The sequence below is a fragment of the Nonomuraea sp. NPDC049504 genome (assembly GCF_040676845.1).
Classification (GTDB): domain Bacteria; phylum Actinomycetota; class Actinomycetes; order Streptosporangiales; family Streptosporangiaceae; genus Nonomuraea; species Nonomuraea salmonea.
This window is the reverse complement of sequence record NZ_JBFAPT010000009.1, coordinates 313,498-330,725: the sequence shown is the minus strand read 5'-3', so window position 1 is coordinate 330,725 and position 17,228 is coordinate 313,498. Positions and strand designations below refer to the sequence as shown.

Sequence of the window (17,228 nt, the reverse complement as noted above, 5' to 3'; positions counted from 1 at the left end):
TGCTGTCGAACGTCCAGCGCTTGGTGAGGGAGCCGTTGCGGAAGTCCCAGGCGGCGATGACGCTGCGGGTGTAGTAGCCGCGCGCCATGATCAGGGAGGGACGGGAGCCGTCCAGGTACGCCGTTCCCGCCAGGAAGCGGTCCACCCTGTTGCCGTAGTTGTCGCCCCAGGACGACACCGTGCCGCGCGGCGGGTCGTAGTTGACGGTGGACATCGCGGCGCCGGTCTGGCCGTTGAACATCGTCAGGTACTCGGGGCCGGACAACACATAGCCGCTGGAGTTGCGGTGGTCCGCGCCGGCGTTGCCGATCACCGTGCCGCGGCCGTCCCTGGTGCCGTCGGCCGTCTTCATGGCGACCTCGGCCCGGCCGTCGCCGTCGTAGTCGTAGACCTGGAACTGCGTGTAGTGCGCGCCGGCGCGGATGTTGCGGCCCAGGTCGATGCGCCACAGGCGGGTGCCGTCGAGGCGGTACGCGTCCACGAAGACGTTGCCGGTGTAGCCGGACTGGGAGTTGTCCTTGGCGTTGGACGGGTCCCATTTGAGGACGATCTCGTACCGGCCGTCGCCGTCGAGGTCGCCCACCGAGGCGTCGTTCGCGCTGTAGGAGTAGGAGACGCCGTCGGGGGTGGTGCCGCCGGACGGCGGCTGGATGGGCACGTCCAGGTAGGAGCCGCCGGTGAAGCGGAGCGAGGCGGGGGAGGCGGCCTGCTCGCTGCCGCTGACCACGGCCCGCACGGTGTACGAGGCGTCGGCGGCGGCGCCGCTGTCGAGGACGTTGGTGCCGCCGCTCAGTCCGGAGGCGATCCGGGTGGAGCCGCGGTAGAGGTTGAACGTGACGCCGTCGGGGTCGGTGCCGAGCAGCCGCCAGGAGACGAGGTTGCCCGACCCGGAGCGTACGCTGATCAGCCCCCGGTCCAGGTCCTCCATCTGTTTGGCGGGAGCGGCGTGGGCGGGGGCGGCGACGGCGGTGGAGGTCAGGGCTAGGACGGCGGCCGCGGCGGCCAGGCTCAAGCGCATTCTGGGGTCCTTTGCAGCTCGGGGTAAGCGCTTTCCCAATGGGCGAGAAGAAACTTTCATGCGGCGGTACGGTGGCGTGGTAGCGCTAACACACTGGCACCGACGATCTCAGAGATTCGCTGACCTGCGGAGACGTTCACAGCTGCTCCTCTTCTGCCAGGGCGACGGGCGGGGCGGAGCCCGCGCGTATTAAAGCCATCAGCCGCCCCCGTCTCAACCCCTGTCCGCAAGTTCGCGACCGCCCCGTCCCCGGCGGACCTCCCCGTCTCAGCTCCCGGCCGGCAGCTCCCAGCGGACCTCCCCCGTCTCAGCTCCCGGCCGGCAGCTCCCAGCGGACCTCCCCGTCCTGCCGTTGCGACGTCGCCCGCAGGCCGGCCGCGGCGGCGACCGCCTGGGAGGCCGCGTGCCCGGGGTGGATGTGCGCGATCACCGTGTCCACCTCGTCCGCGAGCCGCTCGACCAGCGCCACCGCGGCCTCCCTGGCCAGGCCGCGGCCCTGCCACGCGGTGCCGACCACCCAGGCGACCTCCGCCGTACGTCCCTCGACGGTCGCCTGCACGTACCCGACCAGGCAGTCCTCGGCGCGCAGCCGGATCACCCAGTTGCGCCACCCGGGCGGCCCGGCGGCCAGCCGCTCGTAGCGGGCGCGCAGCTCCACGGCGTTGAGCGGCGCCCCGCCGGTGAACGCGTGCAGGGCCGGGTCGGCGAGCACCCCGGCCATCTCGGAGGCGTGCTCGGGGCGCAGGGGTACGAGCGTGAGCCGGGAGGTCTCGATGGCGTCCATCCCGTCACCTTAGGGGTGGGATGTGTCCGGGTCGGCAGGTGTTGATCGCCTGGGGGTGACAGCGCAGAGGTCTTGGCCGGTGGCGGGCGGCGGCGGATGGTGGAGTGACGTCGGCCATGGGGAGGTCCCAGTGGAACCACGGCAGCTTCCTGTCCCCGGTGAACGCACCTCGGAGACGCTCAGCCGGTTCAGGGACGAGAGCGGCCCCGTCGTCCGCATCGAGCTGCCGGGCGCGGTCGAGGCCTGGATGGTGACCTCGTACGACACCGTGAACGAGGTCCTGACCGGCGACGGCACGGTCTACGGCAAGAACCCGGCGGCCTTCACCGCCCTGCACGACGGCACCATCGCCCCCGACTGGCCGCTGCGCCAGCTCATCGAGGGCGACCACCTGCTGACCAAGGACGGCGAGGACCACCGGCGGCTGCGCGGCCTGGTCAACAAGGCGTTCACCCCGGCCAGGGTGGCCGCCATGGAGCCGCGCATCCAGCAGCTCACCGACGACCTGCTCGACCGGCTGACGCGCGCGGGCGAGGAGGTGGACCTGGTGCGCGAGTTCGGCGAGCCGCTGCCGATCGCGGTGATCTGCGAGCTGCTCGGGGTGCCGGAGGACGAGCGCTACCGGATCAGGGAGTGGACGAACGTGCTGCTGTCGCACGTCGCCGAGCCCGCCGAGGCGGCGGCGGCCGGTGGTGGGCTGCTGGCGTACCTGAGCGAGTTCATCGGGCGCAAGCGCGGCGACGGCGACGGCGACGACCTGACGACGGGGCTCATCCGCGTCCAGGAAGAGGAGGGCGACCGCATCTCCCACGAGGAGATGGTGGGGCTGTTGTGGGTGGTGCTCATCGCCGGGCACGAGACGACCGTGCACCTCATCGCCAACACCGTCATCGCCCTGTGCGCGGACCCGGCCCAGCTGGAGCGGGTACGGGCGCACGGCTCATGGGAGCAGCTGGTCGAGGAGGCGCTGCGCTGCCGCAACTCCGTGCTCACCGTGATGTTCCGTTATCCGCGCGAGGACGTGCGGGTGGCCGGGACGGCGATCAGGGCCGGCGAGCCCATCGCGGTCGCGCTCTCGGCCGCCGGTTCGGACCCGGCCAGGTACGGCGGCGACGCGGCCGCCTTCGACGCCTCCAGGGAGCCGGACGCGCACCTGGGCTTCGGCCGTGGCCCGCACTTCTGCCTGGGCGCCCCGCTGGCCAGGCTGGAGCTGCGGATCGCGCTGTCGTCGTTGTTCGCCCGCTTCCCCGAGCTGCGGCTCGCGGTGCCGCCCGACAAGATCGCGTACACGTCCTCGCTGATCACGGAGGGGCCGCTGGAGCTGCCCGTGCTGCTCGGCCCGCCCGCCTGACCGGCTCAGCCCGCGAGCAGCTCGTCGAAGGCGTGGATGATGCCGAGCGTGTCGAGGACCGACTCGGTGGCGCTGTTCGCGTCGGCCGGGCGGACGCAGAACAGCGGGCTGGACAGCACGGTGTCGAGCAGGCGCGGCACGCCCAGGACGTCGAGCAGCGTGGCCGGGGTCTGCATGGGCGCGGGCGCCGGGTTGCCCGCGCACACCGGCTTGGTGACGAGCGCTTCGAGGTAGCGGGTGACGGTCTCCGGGGTCCGCGCCTCCTGGGCGCTCGGGGTCCTGGTGCTGCGGGCGCAGGCGATGGCCCGGTCGACGAGGGCTTCGAGCATGGTCTCGACGCGCGTGTCGGGCGAGGCGGGGGTGGCGGCCGCGGCGGGGCTCGTCCCCGGTGACGGGGTGACGCTGGGTGAGGGGAAGGGCCAGGGCAGCGGCGGCAGGTTGGGGATGGGCGGCAGGGTCGGGCCGGCAGCGGACAGCGGCGTGCCCTCAGCGGCGGCTCCGGCGGCGGCTCCGGCGGCGGCTTCGCCGGCGGCCTCGGCCTCGTTCCCCGGCGCGAAGAAGCCCTGGAGCGAGCTGCCGGCGACGATCGACTCCATGAGCGCGCGGATGTCGTCGGCGGTCACCGTCCCTGTGAAGGGCGGTGGCGGCTGCACATTGATCTTGATGCCGTCGACGTCGCTGCATCCCGTGCGGGTGACGGCCGGATCGTCCTCCGCGTGTGCGGTCGCGGCGGGCGCGAGCAGGGCGGCGGACGTGGCGGTCAGTACGGCGATGGCCTGCCTGTACATGTTGCTCCCCATGAGTGATGATCGACTTACTGTTGCGATCATTACCCTTAGTGGTGGTTCGATTACTCCATAGTTGGATCTAGCCCTCTTTACCGGTGATCGGGGACTCGGCGGCGGCCGATATATTGAAGCGCTGTTACATCTGAGAGGAGCCCCCTTGCGTCCCGCGATCGAACCGTACGAGCACGGCCTGCTCGACACCGGCGACGGCAACCTCGTCTACTGGGAGACCTGCGGCAACCCGGACGGCAAGCCCGTGCTGGTCGTCCACGGCGGACCGGGGTCGGGCTGCTCGACCGGCTCACGGCGCAGGTTCGACCCAGAGGTGTTCCGCACGGTCCTGTTCGACCAGCGCAACTGCGGCCGCAGCCGCCCGCACGCCGCCGAGCACGACACCGACCTGACCACCAACACCACCCACAACCTCATCGCCGACATGGAGCGGCTGCGCGAGCACCTCGGCATCGACAAGTGGCTGCTGTACGGCGGCTCGTGGGGCTCGACGCTGATCCTGGCCTACGCCGAGACGTACCCGGAGCGGGTCTCGGAGATCATCATCACCGGCGTCACCATGACCCGCCGCTCCGAGATCGACTGGCTCTACCGGGGCGTCGGCCGCTTCTTCCCCGAGCAGTGGGAGCGGTTCAGGCAGGGCGTGCCGCCGGAGGAGCGCGACGGCGACCTCGTGGCGGCGTACGCGCGGCTGCTGTCAGGACCCGACCCCGAGGTCAGGGAGCGGGCCGCCATCGACTGGGTCACCTGGGAGGACGCGGTGATCTCGATGGAGGTCAACGGCGCACCCGGCGCCTACAGCGACCGCCCGCCCGCCGACGTGCTGGCCCTGACCAGGATCTGCTCCCACTACTTCGCCCACGCCGCCTGGCTGGAGGAGGGCGTGCTGCTGCGGAACGCGCACCGGCTGGCCGGCATCCCCGGCGCGCTGATCCACGGCCGCCTCGACCTGAGCAGCCCGCTCAACACGGCCTGGGAGCTGACCCAGGTCTGGCCGGACGCGGAGCTGACCGTCATCGACGACTCCGGTCACACCGGCAGCGGGACGTTCAGGAAGGCCGTGGACGCCGCCATCGAGCGCTTCACGCCTCGCTGACCGGACGCGCCCGGGCGGGCTCCGCCCGGTGGTACGGGCGGGCGGCGGCGGCGACCGCCAGGGCCAGCGTCACCAGGGCCGCGCTCACCCACAGCGGCGAGCGGAAGCCGAGGCCCGCGCCGATCGCCAGGCCGCCCAGCCAGGGGCCGAGCACCGCGCCCACGTTGAGCGCCGCCGTGGCGAAGCCGCCGGACAGCGTGGGCGCGGTGGCGGCGGCGTACAGGACCTGGGAGATGAGCGTGGAGCCGACCGCGAACGACAGCGTCCCCTGGACCAGGACGAGCGTCACCGCCGCCACTGGCACCCCTGCCACCAGCCCGAAGAGCGCCCAGCCCGCGGCCAGCGCCACCCCGCCGGCCACCAGCAGGACCTTGGGCCGGGTGTCGGCGAGCCGGCCGCTGATCGTCACCCCGGCGAACGAGCCCAGCCCGAACAGCGCGAGCAGGCCCGGCAGCCAGACCTGGGCGATGCCGGTGACGCCGGTGAGGAGCGGCGCGAGGTAGGTGAACGTGCTGAAGGTGGCCCCGTTCACCAGCGCGCCGAGCAGCAGGAGGACGAGGAGCCTGGGGTGGCGCAGGGCCCGGGCCTCGCCGCGTACGGTGCCGCCGGGAGCGCCGCCCGGCACCGACCGCAGCACGGCGACGATCGCCGGCACCAGCGCCAGGGCCACCGCCCAGAACGCCGAGCGCCAGCCCCACAGCTCGCCGAGCAGCGCGCCGCCCGGCACCCCCGCGACGCACGCGATCGTGACCCCGCTGAGCAGGATCGACGTGGCCCTGCCCTTGGCGTGGGGCGGGGCCAGCGCGATCGCCGTGGCCATGGCCACCGCCAGGAACCCGGCGTTGGCCAGCGCCGCCACGACCCGCGTGGCGAGCAGCACCGCGTAGTCGGTGGTGACCGCGCCGACCACGTGGGCGATCAGGAACGCGACCAGGAAGGACAGCAGGGCCGACCGCCTGGACCAGCGCAGGCTCAGCACCGCCATGAGCGGCGCGCCCACCACCATCCCGGCGGCGAAGGCCGAGGTGAGCAGCCCGGCGGCGGGAATGGACACGCCCAGCTCACGGGCGATCCCGGGCACCAGCCCGGCCAGCATGAACTCGGACGTCCCTTGGGCGAAGACCGCCAGCCCGAGCAGATAGACCACGAAAGGCATGAGAAACTCCACGACCCGGACATGGGCCGGCACAGGTGAGCGCGGGGGAGACGTCCCGCGCGGATGAAGGAACTGGGCAGGGACCTGTGTCGTCGGTGGTCCGGATGGCGGGCGCGATCAGCCGAGATCAGGCGGAGCCGGACGGGCGCGAGATCAGCGGCCCGGCGTCAGGAGAAGCCGGGGGATCGGGCCATGCCGCAGCGGCCCCTTCACATGGAGGGGCAGGCGGGTCAGCCACCGGACGACCGGTGGCTGGCGTCTTGATGCCTCGGGGCCGGCCATGCGCGGCACCGTAGCAACGCCGCGCCCCGGTCGTCCACTCAATAAGCGGCCAGGAAGTCGAGCACCGTCGGGCTCGCGACGTGCCGGAATTCCTCGAAGTAGGCGTGCCTGGCGCCCTCGATGAGCTGGAGCGAGGCGCCGGGGATGCGCTCGGCCAGCAGGGGCGCGTTGGCGGCCGGGTTGAAGACGTCGTCGGTGCCGTGGACGACGAGCGTGGGCGCGGTGATGCGGGGCAGCGCGTCCCAGGCGTCGTGGCCGGCGCTGGCGGCCAGGTGGCGGCGGCGGGCGTGGGCGGGCATGCCAGGGTCGCCGATCGTGAAGTAGGGGCCGGGATGCCCGGCCAGCCAGGCGGGCGTGTACATGAGCTCCAGCAGGGCCCGTCCGGCGGCGGCGCGGTCGGGCTGGGCGAGCGACCTGCGGACGTCGTTGCTCCGCTCGACGCCGTGGGCGCCGCCGGGTGAGCTGCAGCCGAGCACGAGCGCCCCCACCCTGCCGGGGTGGTCGGCGGCCAGCCACTGGGCGACCCGCCCGCCCATCGAGGTGCCGTACACGTGCGCCTGCGACACTCCGGCGTCGTCGAGCACGGCCAGCACGTCGGCGGCGAACCCGCGCGTCGTGTACGGCTCGTCCGGCTTGTCGCTGCCGCCCGTGCCCCGCCAGTCGAGGGTGATCGTCCGATAGGCGGCGAAGTCGTCCCGTACGGAGTCCCACCAGCGGTGGTCGTTGGCCTGCCCCTGCAGCAGCACGAGCGGCTCCCCATGGCCGCGGACCTGGTAGGACAGCTTCACCCCGTCGGGCGTCGTCGCGTATGGCACGCCTCCGATACTGCCGCAAGGAAACGCGCGGAGAAAAATTCGCGGCATGATGTCCGGTACGCGTCCACGGCTCCGACGTCTCTGCTGAAGGCACCAGAGAGAGGGCGAAACCGATGAAGTTCATGATCCTTTCGTACGCGTCCCAGCGGAACTACGACGAGATGGCCGGCAAGGACACCGGCGGCGTCGCCTGGAAGCCCGAGGACGTGGCCGCCATGCACGCGTTCATGACGGAGGTCAACAAGGAGCTGGAGGACTCGGGCGAGCTGGTCGAGACGCGCGGCCTCGCGGCCCCGGTGCACACCCGCAGGGTGGGCCTGCGAGGCGGCGCCCCGTTCGTCACCGACGGCCCCTACGCGGAGACGCAGGAGGTGCTGGCCGGCTACTGGGTGGTGGAGTGCGCGAGCTACGACAGGGCGACCGAGATCGCGCTGCGCCTGGGCCAGTGCCCGTCGCCTGACGGGGCCGACGCGTTCGCCGACATCCGGCCGATCATCGAGTCGGTCGAGGACATGGCGTTCTGAACGGCGGGGCGGTGTCCGAGCACCTGTTGCGCGAGCTGGCGCCGCAGGTGCTCGGCGCGCTCGTGCGCCGCTACGGTCACTTCGCGACCGCCGAGGACGCCGTGCAGGAGGCGCTGCTCGCGGCGGCCACGCAGTGGCCCGAGCAGGGCGTGCCGGACGATCCGCGCGCCTGGCTGATCACCGTGGCCGCGCGCCGCCTGACCGACCTGCTGCGCGCCGAGCAGGCGCGCCGCCGCCGCGAGGACGCGGTCGCCGCCCGCGCGCTGCCGGACGAGTGGCTCTCACCCGCCGCCGACCGGCAGGAGGCGGCCGGTGACGACACGCTGATCCTGCTGTTCCTGTGCTGCCATCCGTCGCTGACGCCGCCCGCGCAGGTCGCGCTCACGCTCCGGGCGGTGGGCGGTCTGGGCACGGCGGAGATCGCCCGGGCGTTCCTGGTGTCGGAGCCCACGATGACCCGCCGCATCACCCGGGCCAAGCAGCGCGTCAAGGACAGCGGGCAGCCGTTCCGGCTGCCGGGCAAGGCCGAGCGCGAGGAGCGGCTGGCCGCGGTGCTGCACGTGCTCTATCTGATCTTCAACGAGGGGTACGCCAGCACGTCGGGCCCCGAGCTGCACCGCGCCGAGCTGGCGGACGAGGCCATCAGGCTGGCCCGCGTCGTGCACCGGCTGCTGCCGGACGATCCAGAAGCGGCCGGGCTGCTGGCGCTCATGCTGCTCACCGACGCGCGCCGCCCGGCGCGTACGGGGCCGGACGGCGAGCTGGTCCCGATGGCCGAGCAGGACCGGTCGAAGTGGCACGCCGCCTCCATCGCCGAGGGCACCGAGCTGGTGACGAAGGCCCTGCCCATGGCGCAGCCGGGGCCGTACTGCCTCCAGGCGGCCATCGCCGCCCTGCACGACGAGGCGCGCACGCCGGAGGAGACCGACTGGCCGCAGATCACCGCCCTGTACGAGCTGCTGATGCGCATCTCCGACAACCCGGTCGTCGCGCTCAACCACGCCGTCGCCGCCGCCATGGCCCGCGGCCCGAGCGTCGGTCTCGAGCTGCTCGACCGGCTCGGGGACGACGAGCGGGTGGCCGGCGACCACCGGCTGTTCGCGGTGCGCGCGCACCTGCTGGAGATGTCGGGCGACCTCGCGGGGGCGCGGGAGGCGTACGAGGAGGCGGCCTCGCGGGCCCTGAGCCTGCCCCAGCAGCGCTACCTGCGCGGCAGGGCATCGAGGATCGACCGGCGCGGCCGGGAATGATGCGGCCCCAGGTGTGGTTACATGAATCGTGGCCGGTGTGCCCAGTGTCCCCGGGCCTCACCTATTGCCTTCGCGGACTACCGTTCGGCTGGAGCCGCGTTGTGCCTTTCGCCGAGAGGCGACACGCACACCGGTACGCACACGTCGGGCGCCCGCCCTCTTCGGAGGACGGGCGCTCACGTGTGTTCAGGCCCGCTGCTCGTAGTAGGGGTCGGTGACCCCGCCGGGGCAGGCCAGGGCCGCCATGTCGAGCCCGGTCAGCCGGGCGCCCGCCTGGTAGGCGCTGTCGAGGAACTCCAGCACGGCCCCCACGGGGTCCTCCATGACCCGCACGTCGTCGTAGCGCAGGACGGCCAGGTGGCTGCCGCGCGCCGGGATCCACTCGGCCTGCGCGGGCCGCAGCGGCTCGCGGGCCAGCCCCTCGGGCTCGGGCGCGGTGTAGGAGTAGAACGCCGGCCAGGGGCGTTCCTTGTCGCCGAACCAGAACCCCGAGCTGATCACCTCCCAGCTGTACGCCTCCCGCGTGACCGGGTCGGTCTCCGGCGAGACCTTGACGACCCGCCCGGTGAACCTGGTCACCGCGATGTCGAAGGTGTGCCAGTAGTGGTGGACGGGGCTGGTCTTGCCGGCGTAGTCGGCGGCGTACCGGTCGAGCAGCTGCACGACCTGCGAGAGGATCCGCCAGTAGCGGTTGATGAGCATCGGGTCGTAGCGTGCGTGCAGGGTGTCCTCGGCGAACGGCGTGTCGTCGCCGAGGTCGAACGGCACCGCCCAGATCTCCGGCCGGATCCCCAGCCCGGCCAGCGTCTCGAAGAGCCGCTCGTAGAAGGAGGCGACGCTCCTGCCGATCAGGCTGAACTCGGCGCTGCGGCCGTCGAACACGTCGATGACCAGGCGGTGGCGTACGAGGTCGAAGTCGACGCAGAACAGCGGCTGCTCGCCGAGCCCGCCCATGGGGCGGGTGGTGAGCCCGCGCCCGGTCGGGTGGAACGGCACCTGCCACCAGTGGTTGCGCCGGTTGCTCGACGCCAGCCTGATCTTTCCTACGATCTGTGCGAACCTGTGGAAGGTCTCCTTTGCCTCGGTCCATTCCGCCAGCGGCATGGCCGGGAACAGCTCCATGACGGTCCCCCTCCGACATAGGGCATTTCCCGACAATCGTAACTACTCGGAGTATTTGCCCAGATGCCAGGGGTCGTCACCCGGAGCTGACGTACTTCCTCGGCCGCAGCGCGTGGGCCCGCAGCGCCGCCAGCGCCGCGAGCTGGCCGGGGCGGTCCATCCGCACCGCCAGCTCGTCGCTGAACGCCAGCCCCAGCGCCGTGAGCTGGGCAACCAGGTCGGTCACCGGGCCCGTGACGTCCTCGACGCTCGTCGCCGGATGCCAGCCCTCGCCGCCCACCACCTCCGCCACCCGCCCGATCAGCTTGGCCGGCGACATCAGCGTGCCGTCGGCGAGCAGCATCAGCGCGGCCTCCCTGGCCGACACCTCGAACTCGTGCTCACCCCGCGCGAGCAGCAGCCGGGTGACCGCCGACCACATGGCCGACCTCGAATGCAGCAGCCGCAGCCCGTAGTCGGTGATCGACAGCTTGGCGCCGTCGCGGCGGATCGCGCCCAGCTCGCGCTCGGCCAGATCGCGCAGCCGCAGCGCCTCGGGCGACGGCGCGAGCCGCAGCGGCAGCGTCTCGCCGGAGGCGGCGACCGACAGCAGCCGGTGCAGGGCGGGCAGCGGCTGCGGCGAGACCGGCGCGTGCAGCCGCACCTCGAACGGCTGCGCCAGCTCCCGCCGCGCCGGGCCGCGGCCCAGCACCCAGCGGTTGAGCCGCTCGCCGTGCACCCGGTTGAGCCAGCTGTCGCCGCCCAGGTCGGAGCGCGGCTCGGTGAGCCACCGCCGGGTCAGCGCGGTGCGGTCGACGTCCTCGCCGGCCACGATGGCCAGCTCAAGGGCCGCTGAGCAGGCGATGTGCGCGCCCAGCTCCTCAGGCCCCATGATCATGCTCCACTGCAGCTCGGGAACGTCGGGCGGGAGCACGCCCGTGGCCTCGAGGGCCTGCTGGTAGGCGCTGGTGCCGGCGTCCTCGCCCTCGCGGGCGTAGGTGCGCAGGATCTGGACGGTGGTCGGAGACACGCACAACTCGGCGTAACGGTCCAAGCCGCCGAGCCGGAGCAGCTGCCCCAGCGAACGTGCCAGCCGCTCGTGGTCGCCACCCTGCGGCCCGACCTTGAGCGGCAACGTGTACCAGAGGAACTCGCAGACGTCGAGCTGGGTCACCGTCTCCAGTGGCTCCCCACCCGTCAACCATTCGACGGCGGTCCTGGCCTCCTCGGCCAGATCCGGCTGAGATCGCTCCAACTCGGCGAGAAGGGCGGTGACATCCGGTGCACTCATGCCTCGAAGTTTGCCGTATCGACCCCGGGCCTGACGATGACCGAAACCGGTGCGTATTGGGTCTTGCACAGCGACTACCTAAGAAATCCCTATCGGGCCGACTGTAACGTGATCATATCCACCGTTTCTCGAAGAGCATGCGGGCCTTCCACTCCGTGTACGAGAGCAACTCGCCGGTCAGTACGGGATGCAGCCACCAGAAGTTGATCAGCGCGAGCAACGTGAACGCGCCGACCACGGCGGCCCCGACGGTACGCCGCAACGGCATGGCGCCGGAGGCCGTCGGCGTGGCGGGCCCGATGAGCAGCCCCGCACACAACGTGATGGCCAGCACCATGAACGGCACCATCGGCATGGCGTAGAACAGGAACATCGTCCGGTTGTCGGCGATGGCGAAGTAGAACCACGGCAGCCAGCCCATCGCGTAGCTGAGCAGCACCGCCCCCGCCCGCCAGTCGCGCGAGGAGACGTACCACGCGATGAGGGCCACCAGCGCGGCCAGCGCCCCGAACCAGATCACCGGCGTGCCGACGCCGAGCACCGCCTCGGAGCAGTCGGTGGCGCCGCAGCCGCCCTTCTTGCCCTCGTAGTAGAAGGCGACGGGGCGCAGCAGCAGCGGCCACGACCACGGCTCCGACATGTAGTTGTGCGGGGTCTCCAGGCCGCTGTGGAAGGTGAAGACCTGCCACTGGTAGTGGATCCACGAGCGCATGGAGTCGACCAGGAAGAACAGCGGGTTGCCCGACGAGGTGGCCTGGTCCCAGTTGCGGCCGTAGCCGGTGGCGGTGGCGAACCAGCCGATCCAGGTCGCCATGTACGCCACGAACGGCACCACGCCGAAGGCCAGCGTCGCCTGCGGCAGGTCCTTGTTGAACGCCCCGACGTACGGCCGGCGCAGCCCCAGCGCGCGGCGGGCCCCGGCGTCCCACAGCAGCGACATGGCCGCGAACGCCACCAGGAACGCCAGCCCCGACCACTTGACCGACATCGCGAAGGCCAGGCACACCCCGGCCGCGATCCGCCACCACCTGATGCCCAGCGACGGGCCGTACACGGAGACGGGCGAGTGCTCGTACCAGGTGACCAGCCGTTCGCGCGCCTGGTCACGGTCGGCCACCAGGCAGGCGAACGCCGCGAGCACCCAGAACATCAGGAAGATGTCGAGCAGCGCGGTGCGCGAGAGCACGAAGTGCAGGCCGTCGAGCGCCAGCAGCAGGCCCGCGAAGCAGCCGAGCAGCGTGGAGCGGGTCATCCTGCGGGCGACCCTGGCGAGGATGAGGATGGACAGCGTGCCGATGAGGGCGGCGGCGAAGCGCCAGCCGAACGGGTTGAGCCCGAAGATCCACTCGCCGGCGCCGATCATCCACTTGCCGAGCGGCGGGTGCACGACGTAGGAGGCGCACTTGTCGATCTGCTGGCCGCACGCCTGCCAGATGTCGGTGCCGCCGGACATGATCGTCTTGTCGGCGTCCTTGATCGTGACGTGCTCGACGCCGTGGGTGATGAGCGAGAAGGCGTCCTTCATGTAGTACGTCTCGTCGAACACCACGGCCTTGGGGTCGCCGAGCTGCAGGAAGCGCAGGATCCCGCCGAACAGGGTGACCAGCAGCGGCCCGATCCATCCCCAGAGCACGCTGCCCCGCATGGGAGGCACGACACGATCGCGTACGGACCGAGCCTCGGAAGGGCCTGGGTCCTTCGGCTGCTCGAAGGCCTGGTACGGAGAATCGGTCACCGCCATTCGGACATCGTACGGGCCCCAGAGCGGTGGTTACCCAAGAAACACGGTCTAATTGGGATGCCCTGCCACAATGGTCAGGTGACAGGGAACGGCAGGTTGGTGCTGGCAGGAGCCCCCATAGGTCAGGTGGGTGACGTCTCCCCACGGCTGCGCGACGCGCTGGCGGGCGCCGACGTGGTGGCGGCCGAGGACACCAGGCGGCTGCGCAGGCTCGCGGCCGACCTCGGCGTCGAGCTGACCGGCCGGGTGGTGTCCTACTACGACCAGAACGAGGCGGGCCGCGCGCAGGAGCTGCTGGAGACGCTCAAGCAGGGCCGCACGGTGGTGGTGATCACCGACGCGGGCATGCCGGGCGTGTCCGACCCCGGCTACCGCCTCACCAGCCTCGCGGTCGAGGCCGGCGTGCCAGTCACGGCGCTGCCCGGGCCGAGCGCCGTCACCACCGCGCTCGCGATCTCCGGCCTGGCCAGCGACCGGTTCTGCTTCGAGGGCTTCCCGCCGCGCAAGCCGGGCGACCGGGCCCGCCGGCTCAAGGCGCTCGCCACCGAGGAGCGCACGATGGTCTTCTTCGAGGCGCCGCACCGGCTGGCGAGCAGCCTGGCGGCGATGGCCGAGGCGTTCGGGCCCGACCGCAGGGCCGCGGTGTGCCGCGAGCTGACCAAGACGTACGAGGAGGTCCGCAGGGGCGGACTCGGCGAGCTGGCCGCGTGGGCGGAGGGCGGTGTGAAGGGCGAGATCACCGTCGTGGTCGCCGGCCACGTGCCGGGCGACGTCGAGCTGGACCCCGAGGCGCTGGTCGCGGAGGTCGAGCGCAGGGTCGCCGAGGGGGAGCGGCGCAACGCCGCGGTCGCCGGCGTGGCCAAGGAGGCGGGCATGCCCAAGCGGGAGCTCTACGACCTCGTGCACGGGAAGACCCCCACCCCGTAAGGTGCGCAGGGTGCGTAATTGGGGGTTATCACCGGGCCGGCTGGTGCCGCCGTTCCAGGGTGGCGCGCTCGCCGGCTGGCTGGGGCCGCTCGCGGTGGCCGTCTTCGGCGGCCTGCTCCGCTTCATCGACCTCGGCAGGCCCAAGGCCGTCGTCTTCGACGAGACCTACTACGTCAAGGACGCCTACTCGCTGCTCGCCGAGGGCGTCGAGCGCACCATGCTCGGCGACGCCAAGAACCCCATCGCCGACCGGCGGCTGCTGGCCGGCAACCTCGACATCTTCAAGCAGTGCCCGCAGCCCGACGACTGCGCGTCCTTCGTGGCGCACCCGCCGCTCGGCAAGTGGATGATCGCGGCCGGCGAGTGGATGTTCGGCATGAACCCCTTCGGCTGGCGCTTCGCGGCGGCGGTGGCCGGCACGCTGACCATCCTCATCCTCGCCAGGGTGGCGCGCAGGATGACCCGCTCGACGCTGCTCGGCTGCCTGGCCGGGCTGCTGCTGGCGCTCGACGGCCTGCACCTCGTGCTCTCGCGCACGGCGATCCTGGACATCTTCCTCGCGTTCTGGGTGCTGGCCGGGTTCGCCTGCCTGGTGGCCGACCGCGACGACATGCGGGCCCGGCTGGCCGGCCGATATGACGCCGCGCTGTTGCGCGGGCCCCGGCTGGGGCTGCGGCCCTGGCGGCTCGCGGCCGGCGTGTGCCTGGGCGCCGCCTGTGCGGTCAAGTGGTCGGGGGTCTTCTTCCTGCTGGCCTTCGCGCTGCTGTCGCTCGTGTGGGACGCCGGGGCCAGGCGGGCTCTGGGGGCGCGCGAGGCGTACAGGGGGACTTTGGCGTACGACGGGCCGGGCGCGGCAGGGGCCTTCGCCCTCGTGCCGGCCCTGACGTACGTGGCCTCGTGGAGCGGCTGGTTCGCCACCTCGCGCGGCTGGGGGCGCAACTGGGACCAGGCCACCTCCTCGGGCAACCCGCTGTTCTTCGCCTTCGACTCCGTCCGCTCCTGGCTCGACTACCACGTTCAGGTCCTCGGCTTCCACAGCGGTCTGGAGACGCCGCATCCGTACATGTCGGAGCCGTGGTCGTGGCCGCTGCTGCTGCGCCCCGTCGCCTTCTTCTACGAGGGCGAGAAGTCCGGCTGCGGCGCCGCCGACTGCGCCCAGGCCGTGATCGGCGTCGGCACCCCCGCCCTCTGGTACGGCTCCGCCGTCGCCCTCGTCGCCCTCGTCGCGTGGTACGCCGCCACCCGCGACTGGCGGGCGGGCGCCGTGCTGCTCACCTACGCCGCCGGCTGGCTGCCGTGGTTCTACTACGCCGTCGCCGACAACCGCACGATGTACCTGTTCTACATGGCGCCCGTGCTGCCGTTCATGGTGCTGGCCGTCGTGCTGGTGGCCGGGCTCGTCATCGGCAGGCGCGACGCGCCGCCCGCCCGCAGGGCCGTCGGCGCCGCCGTCGTCGGCGCGTTCGCGCTCATCGTGCTCGTCAACTTCTGGTGGCTGCAGCCCGTGCTGAGCGCCGAGACCATCAGCTACGCGCAGTATTGGGCGCGGATGCTGCTCTCCTCTTGGGTGAGTACTTCGACCAGTTCGCCCACGTGACGCCGCGGCGCAGCGTGATCGCCGCCGCGATGCAGGCCAGCGGGACGGCCGGCAACACGTAGCGGTAGTCGAACTCGGCCGTCGCCGCGGGCGCGAGCAGCAGGCCCACCGCGCCCAGCCACGGCAGCACCACGGGGCCGCCGAACTTGCGCCAGCGCACGACCACGCCGTACAGGCCGATCAGCAGGATGCCGCCGAGCATGATGCCGCGCAGGTAGAAGACCTTCTGGTAGCCGCTCATGATGTCGGCCCACGGGTGCACGACGCGCGTCTCGGGCGGGCCCTGCTCGTAGGCGAACGCGTCGGTGTCGGTGCGGCCGCCCGCGTAGGAGGACCACTTCGGCAGCCGCTTGGGCTGCCCGTTGCCGTCGATCTCGACGTACGGCTTGAACTGGTACATGTTGTACGTCGACTCGTCGGGGAAGCGCGGCCTCGCCCAGTGGAACGAGCGGAAGAAGTCGCGTGCGACCACCTTCAGATAGTCGCCGGGCTGCGACAGGATCGCCCGCGTGGCGAACGCGCTGGCCGCGTCGTTGGTGATCTCGCTCCACTTCTTGTTGGCGCCCCACCGGTGCAGCACCTCGCCGGTGCCGGTGCCGTCACCGTTGCCCTGCCCCCACAGGTACCACTGTGCGTAGTCCTTGCGCTGATTGACCGGGTCGTTGATGCACAGCAGCAGAAGCTGGACCTCTTTGTACTTGTCGATGTCCATCTTGTTGCAGTCGGCGAAGATGGCCGTGCGCATGTAGAGGATCAGGCCGTCGCTGTTGGTCATGGCGAACTTGCCGTACGCGGAGGCGAACCACCCCATGTACGCCATCACCGGCACCGCGCACGCCGTCACCACCGCCGCGATCGGCCGCCACCCCGTGCGCTTGACGATGAGATAGAGCACCACGAGCGCCAGGATCGGCAGCCCGATCGAGCGCGTCAGCCAGGTCAGCGCCAGCAGGAAGCCGACGACCGCGCCCGCCTTCCACGACAGGCGCCGCTTCCACAGCACCAGCGTGATCACGCCGACCACCAGCAGCGTGAACTGCGTGTCGGACATCACGAGCTGTTCGAGCTGGATCTGGTAGGCGTCGAACAGCACCGGCGCGGCGGCCAGCGTGGCGCCCCACTTCGGCAGCCTGAACTTGATCCGCAGCAGCGCGTAGATCAGGCAGGCCGTGGCCAGGCCCATGAGGTGCTGGGTGAACACCACCAGCGAGAAGCTGTGGAACGGCTGCAGCAGCATCAGCCAGAAGCTGTAGCCGTCGGGCCTGATCGGGTGCGGCCGCGGGTGCAGCGCCACCGAGACGTACTCGTAGGAGTCGTTGAACCACATGGCAGGCCCGTAGCCGAGCATGGTGATCAGCCGCAGCACGGCACCGACGCCGAAGGCCGCGGCGAACACCCGATGCCTGCGCACCATGGACAGCAGACGTGCTGCCCGACCTGCGGCGGAGTGGTCCACAGGGGTAATCTCCGCGACGCTCACCATGTTGTAAAGAAT

14 protein-coding genes and 1 pseudogene are annotated in these 17,228 nt (G+C 71.6%); 6 read left to right on the top strand and 9 right to left on the bottom strand.

Going from position 1 to position 17,228, the window contains the following annotated elements; genetic code table 11:
• Both AB0K28_RS19895 and AB0K28_RS19890 read right to left on the bottom strand, forming a co-directional pair.
• Positions 1-1,018: pseudogene (locus AB0K28_RS19895) on the bottom strand (rhamnogalacturonan lyase); the annotation flags it as partial.
• A gap of 307 nt (positions 1,019-1,325) precedes the next feature.
• Positions 1,326-1,802: a GNAT family N-acetyltransferase gene (locus AB0K28_RS19890; RefSeq protein WP_345390416.1), complete on the bottom strand. Its 477-nt coding sequence runs from the start codon at positions 1,800-1,802 to the stop codon at positions 1,326-1,328.
• 130 nt (positions 1,803-1,932) lie between these two features.
• On the opposite strand from AB0K28_RS19890, the gene AB0K28_RS19885 reads away from it, so the two are divergent.
• Complete coding sequence (locus AB0K28_RS19885) at positions 1,933-3,153, top strand: cytochrome P450 (protein ID WP_364371815.1); 1,221 nt, start codon at positions 1,933-1,935, stop codon at positions 3,151-3,153.
• A 5-nt stretch (positions 3,154-3,158) separates the two neighbouring features.
• On the opposite strand, the gene AB0K28_RS19880 is transcribed toward AB0K28_RS19885, so the two are convergent.
• Positions 3,159-3,941 carry a hypothetical protein gene (locus AB0K28_RS19880; protein ID WP_364371813.1) on the bottom strand — a complete coding sequence of 261 codons (783 nt, stop codon included), beginning with the start codon at positions 3,939-3,941 and terminating at the stop codon, positions 3,159-3,161.
• A 157-nt stretch (positions 3,942-4,098) separates the two neighbouring features.
• Here AB0K28_RS19880 and pip point away from each other — a divergent pair, with 157 nt between their 5' ends.
• Positions 4,099-5,049 (top strand): prolyl aminopeptidase, encoded by a 951-nt coding sequence (gene pip / locus AB0K28_RS19875; RefSeq protein ID WP_345390402.1) that lies wholly within the window; start codon positions 4,099-4,101, stop codon positions 5,047-5,049.
• Here pip and AB0K28_RS19870 read toward each other — a convergent pair.
• Both AB0K28_RS19870 and AB0K28_RS19865 read right to left on the bottom strand, forming a co-directional pair.
• On the bottom strand, positions 5,036-6,205 hold the full coding sequence (locus AB0K28_RS19870; protein WP_364371810.1) for a Cmx/CmrA family chloramphenicol efflux MFS transporter: 1,170 nt from the start codon (positions 6,203-6,205) through the stop codon (positions 5,036-5,038). The two genes, pip and AB0K28_RS19870, sit on opposite strands and share 14 nt — an antisense overlap.
• A gap of 320 nt (positions 6,206-6,525) precedes the next feature.
• Positions 6,526-7,302 (bottom strand): alpha/beta fold hydrolase, encoded by a 777-nt coding sequence (locus tag AB0K28_RS19865; RefSeq protein ID WP_364371807.1) that lies wholly within the window; start codon positions 7,300-7,302, stop codon positions 6,526-6,528.
• A gap of 113 nt (positions 7,303-7,415) precedes the next feature.
• On the opposite strand from AB0K28_RS19865, the gene AB0K28_RS19860 reads away from it, so the two are divergent.
• Positions 7,416-7,826, top strand: a complete 411-nt coding sequence (locus AB0K28_RS19860) for a YciI family protein (protein ID WP_364371804.1) — start codon at positions 7,416-7,418, stop codon at positions 7,824-7,826.
• Positions 7,827-7,837: 11 nt separating this feature from the next.
• Complete coding sequence (locus tag AB0K28_RS19855) at positions 7,838-9,076, top strand: sigma-70 family RNA polymerase sigma factor (RefSeq protein WP_364371801.1); 1,239 nt, start codon at positions 7,838-7,840, stop codon at positions 9,074-9,076.
• Between the two features lie 186 nt (positions 9,077-9,262).
• On the opposite strand, the gene AB0K28_RS19850 is transcribed toward AB0K28_RS19855, so the two are convergent.
• From AB0K28_RS19850 to AB0K28_RS19840, 3 genes are all read right to left on the bottom strand, one after another.
• Positions 9,263-10,198 carry a DUF5996 family protein gene (locus tag AB0K28_RS19850; RefSeq protein ID WP_364371798.1) on the bottom strand — a complete coding sequence of 312 codons (936 nt, stop codon included), beginning with the start codon at positions 10,196-10,198 and terminating at the stop codon, positions 9,263-9,265.
• 76 nt (positions 10,199-10,274) lie between these two features.
• Positions 10,275-11,468 (bottom strand): hypothetical protein, encoded by a 1,194-nt coding sequence (locus tag AB0K28_RS19845; RefSeq protein ID WP_364371795.1) that lies wholly within the window; start codon positions 11,466-11,468, stop codon positions 10,275-10,277.
• A 112-nt stretch (positions 11,469-11,580) separates the two neighbouring features.
• Positions 11,581-13,209, bottom strand: coding sequence for a phospholipid carrier-dependent glycosyltransferase (locus AB0K28_RS19840; RefSeq protein ID WP_364371792.1), 1,629 nt, complete (start codon positions 13,207-13,209; stop codon positions 11,581-11,583).
• A gap of 57 nt (positions 13,210-13,266) precedes the next feature.
• Between AB0K28_RS19840 and rsmI the strand changes: the two genes are divergently transcribed.
• Both rsmI and AB0K28_RS19830 read left to right on the top strand, forming a co-directional pair.
• Entirely contained in the window at positions 13,267-14,136 is an 870-nt protein-coding gene (rsmI, locus tag AB0K28_RS19835; RefSeq protein WP_364371789.1) for a 16S rRNA (cytidine(1402)-2'-O)-methyltransferase, read from the top strand.
• A gap of 43 nt (positions 14,137-14,179) precedes the next feature.
• On the top strand, positions 14,180-15,733 hold the full coding sequence (locus AB0K28_RS19830) for a phospholipid carrier-dependent glycosyltransferase (protein WP_364371786.1): 1,554 nt from the start codon (positions 14,180-14,182) through the stop codon (positions 15,731-15,733).
• Here the strand turns inward: AB0K28_RS19830 and AB0K28_RS19825 are convergent.
• The gene (locus AB0K28_RS19825) at positions 15,660-17,216 is read right to left on the bottom strand and encodes a hypothetical protein (RefSeq protein WP_364371783.1); all 1,557 of its coding nucleotides are present in this window, start codon (positions 17,214-17,216) and stop codon (positions 15,660-15,662) included. The genes AB0K28_RS19830 and AB0K28_RS19825 overlap by 74 nt on opposite strands.
• Between the last annotated feature and the right edge of the window lie 12 nt (positions 17,217-17,228).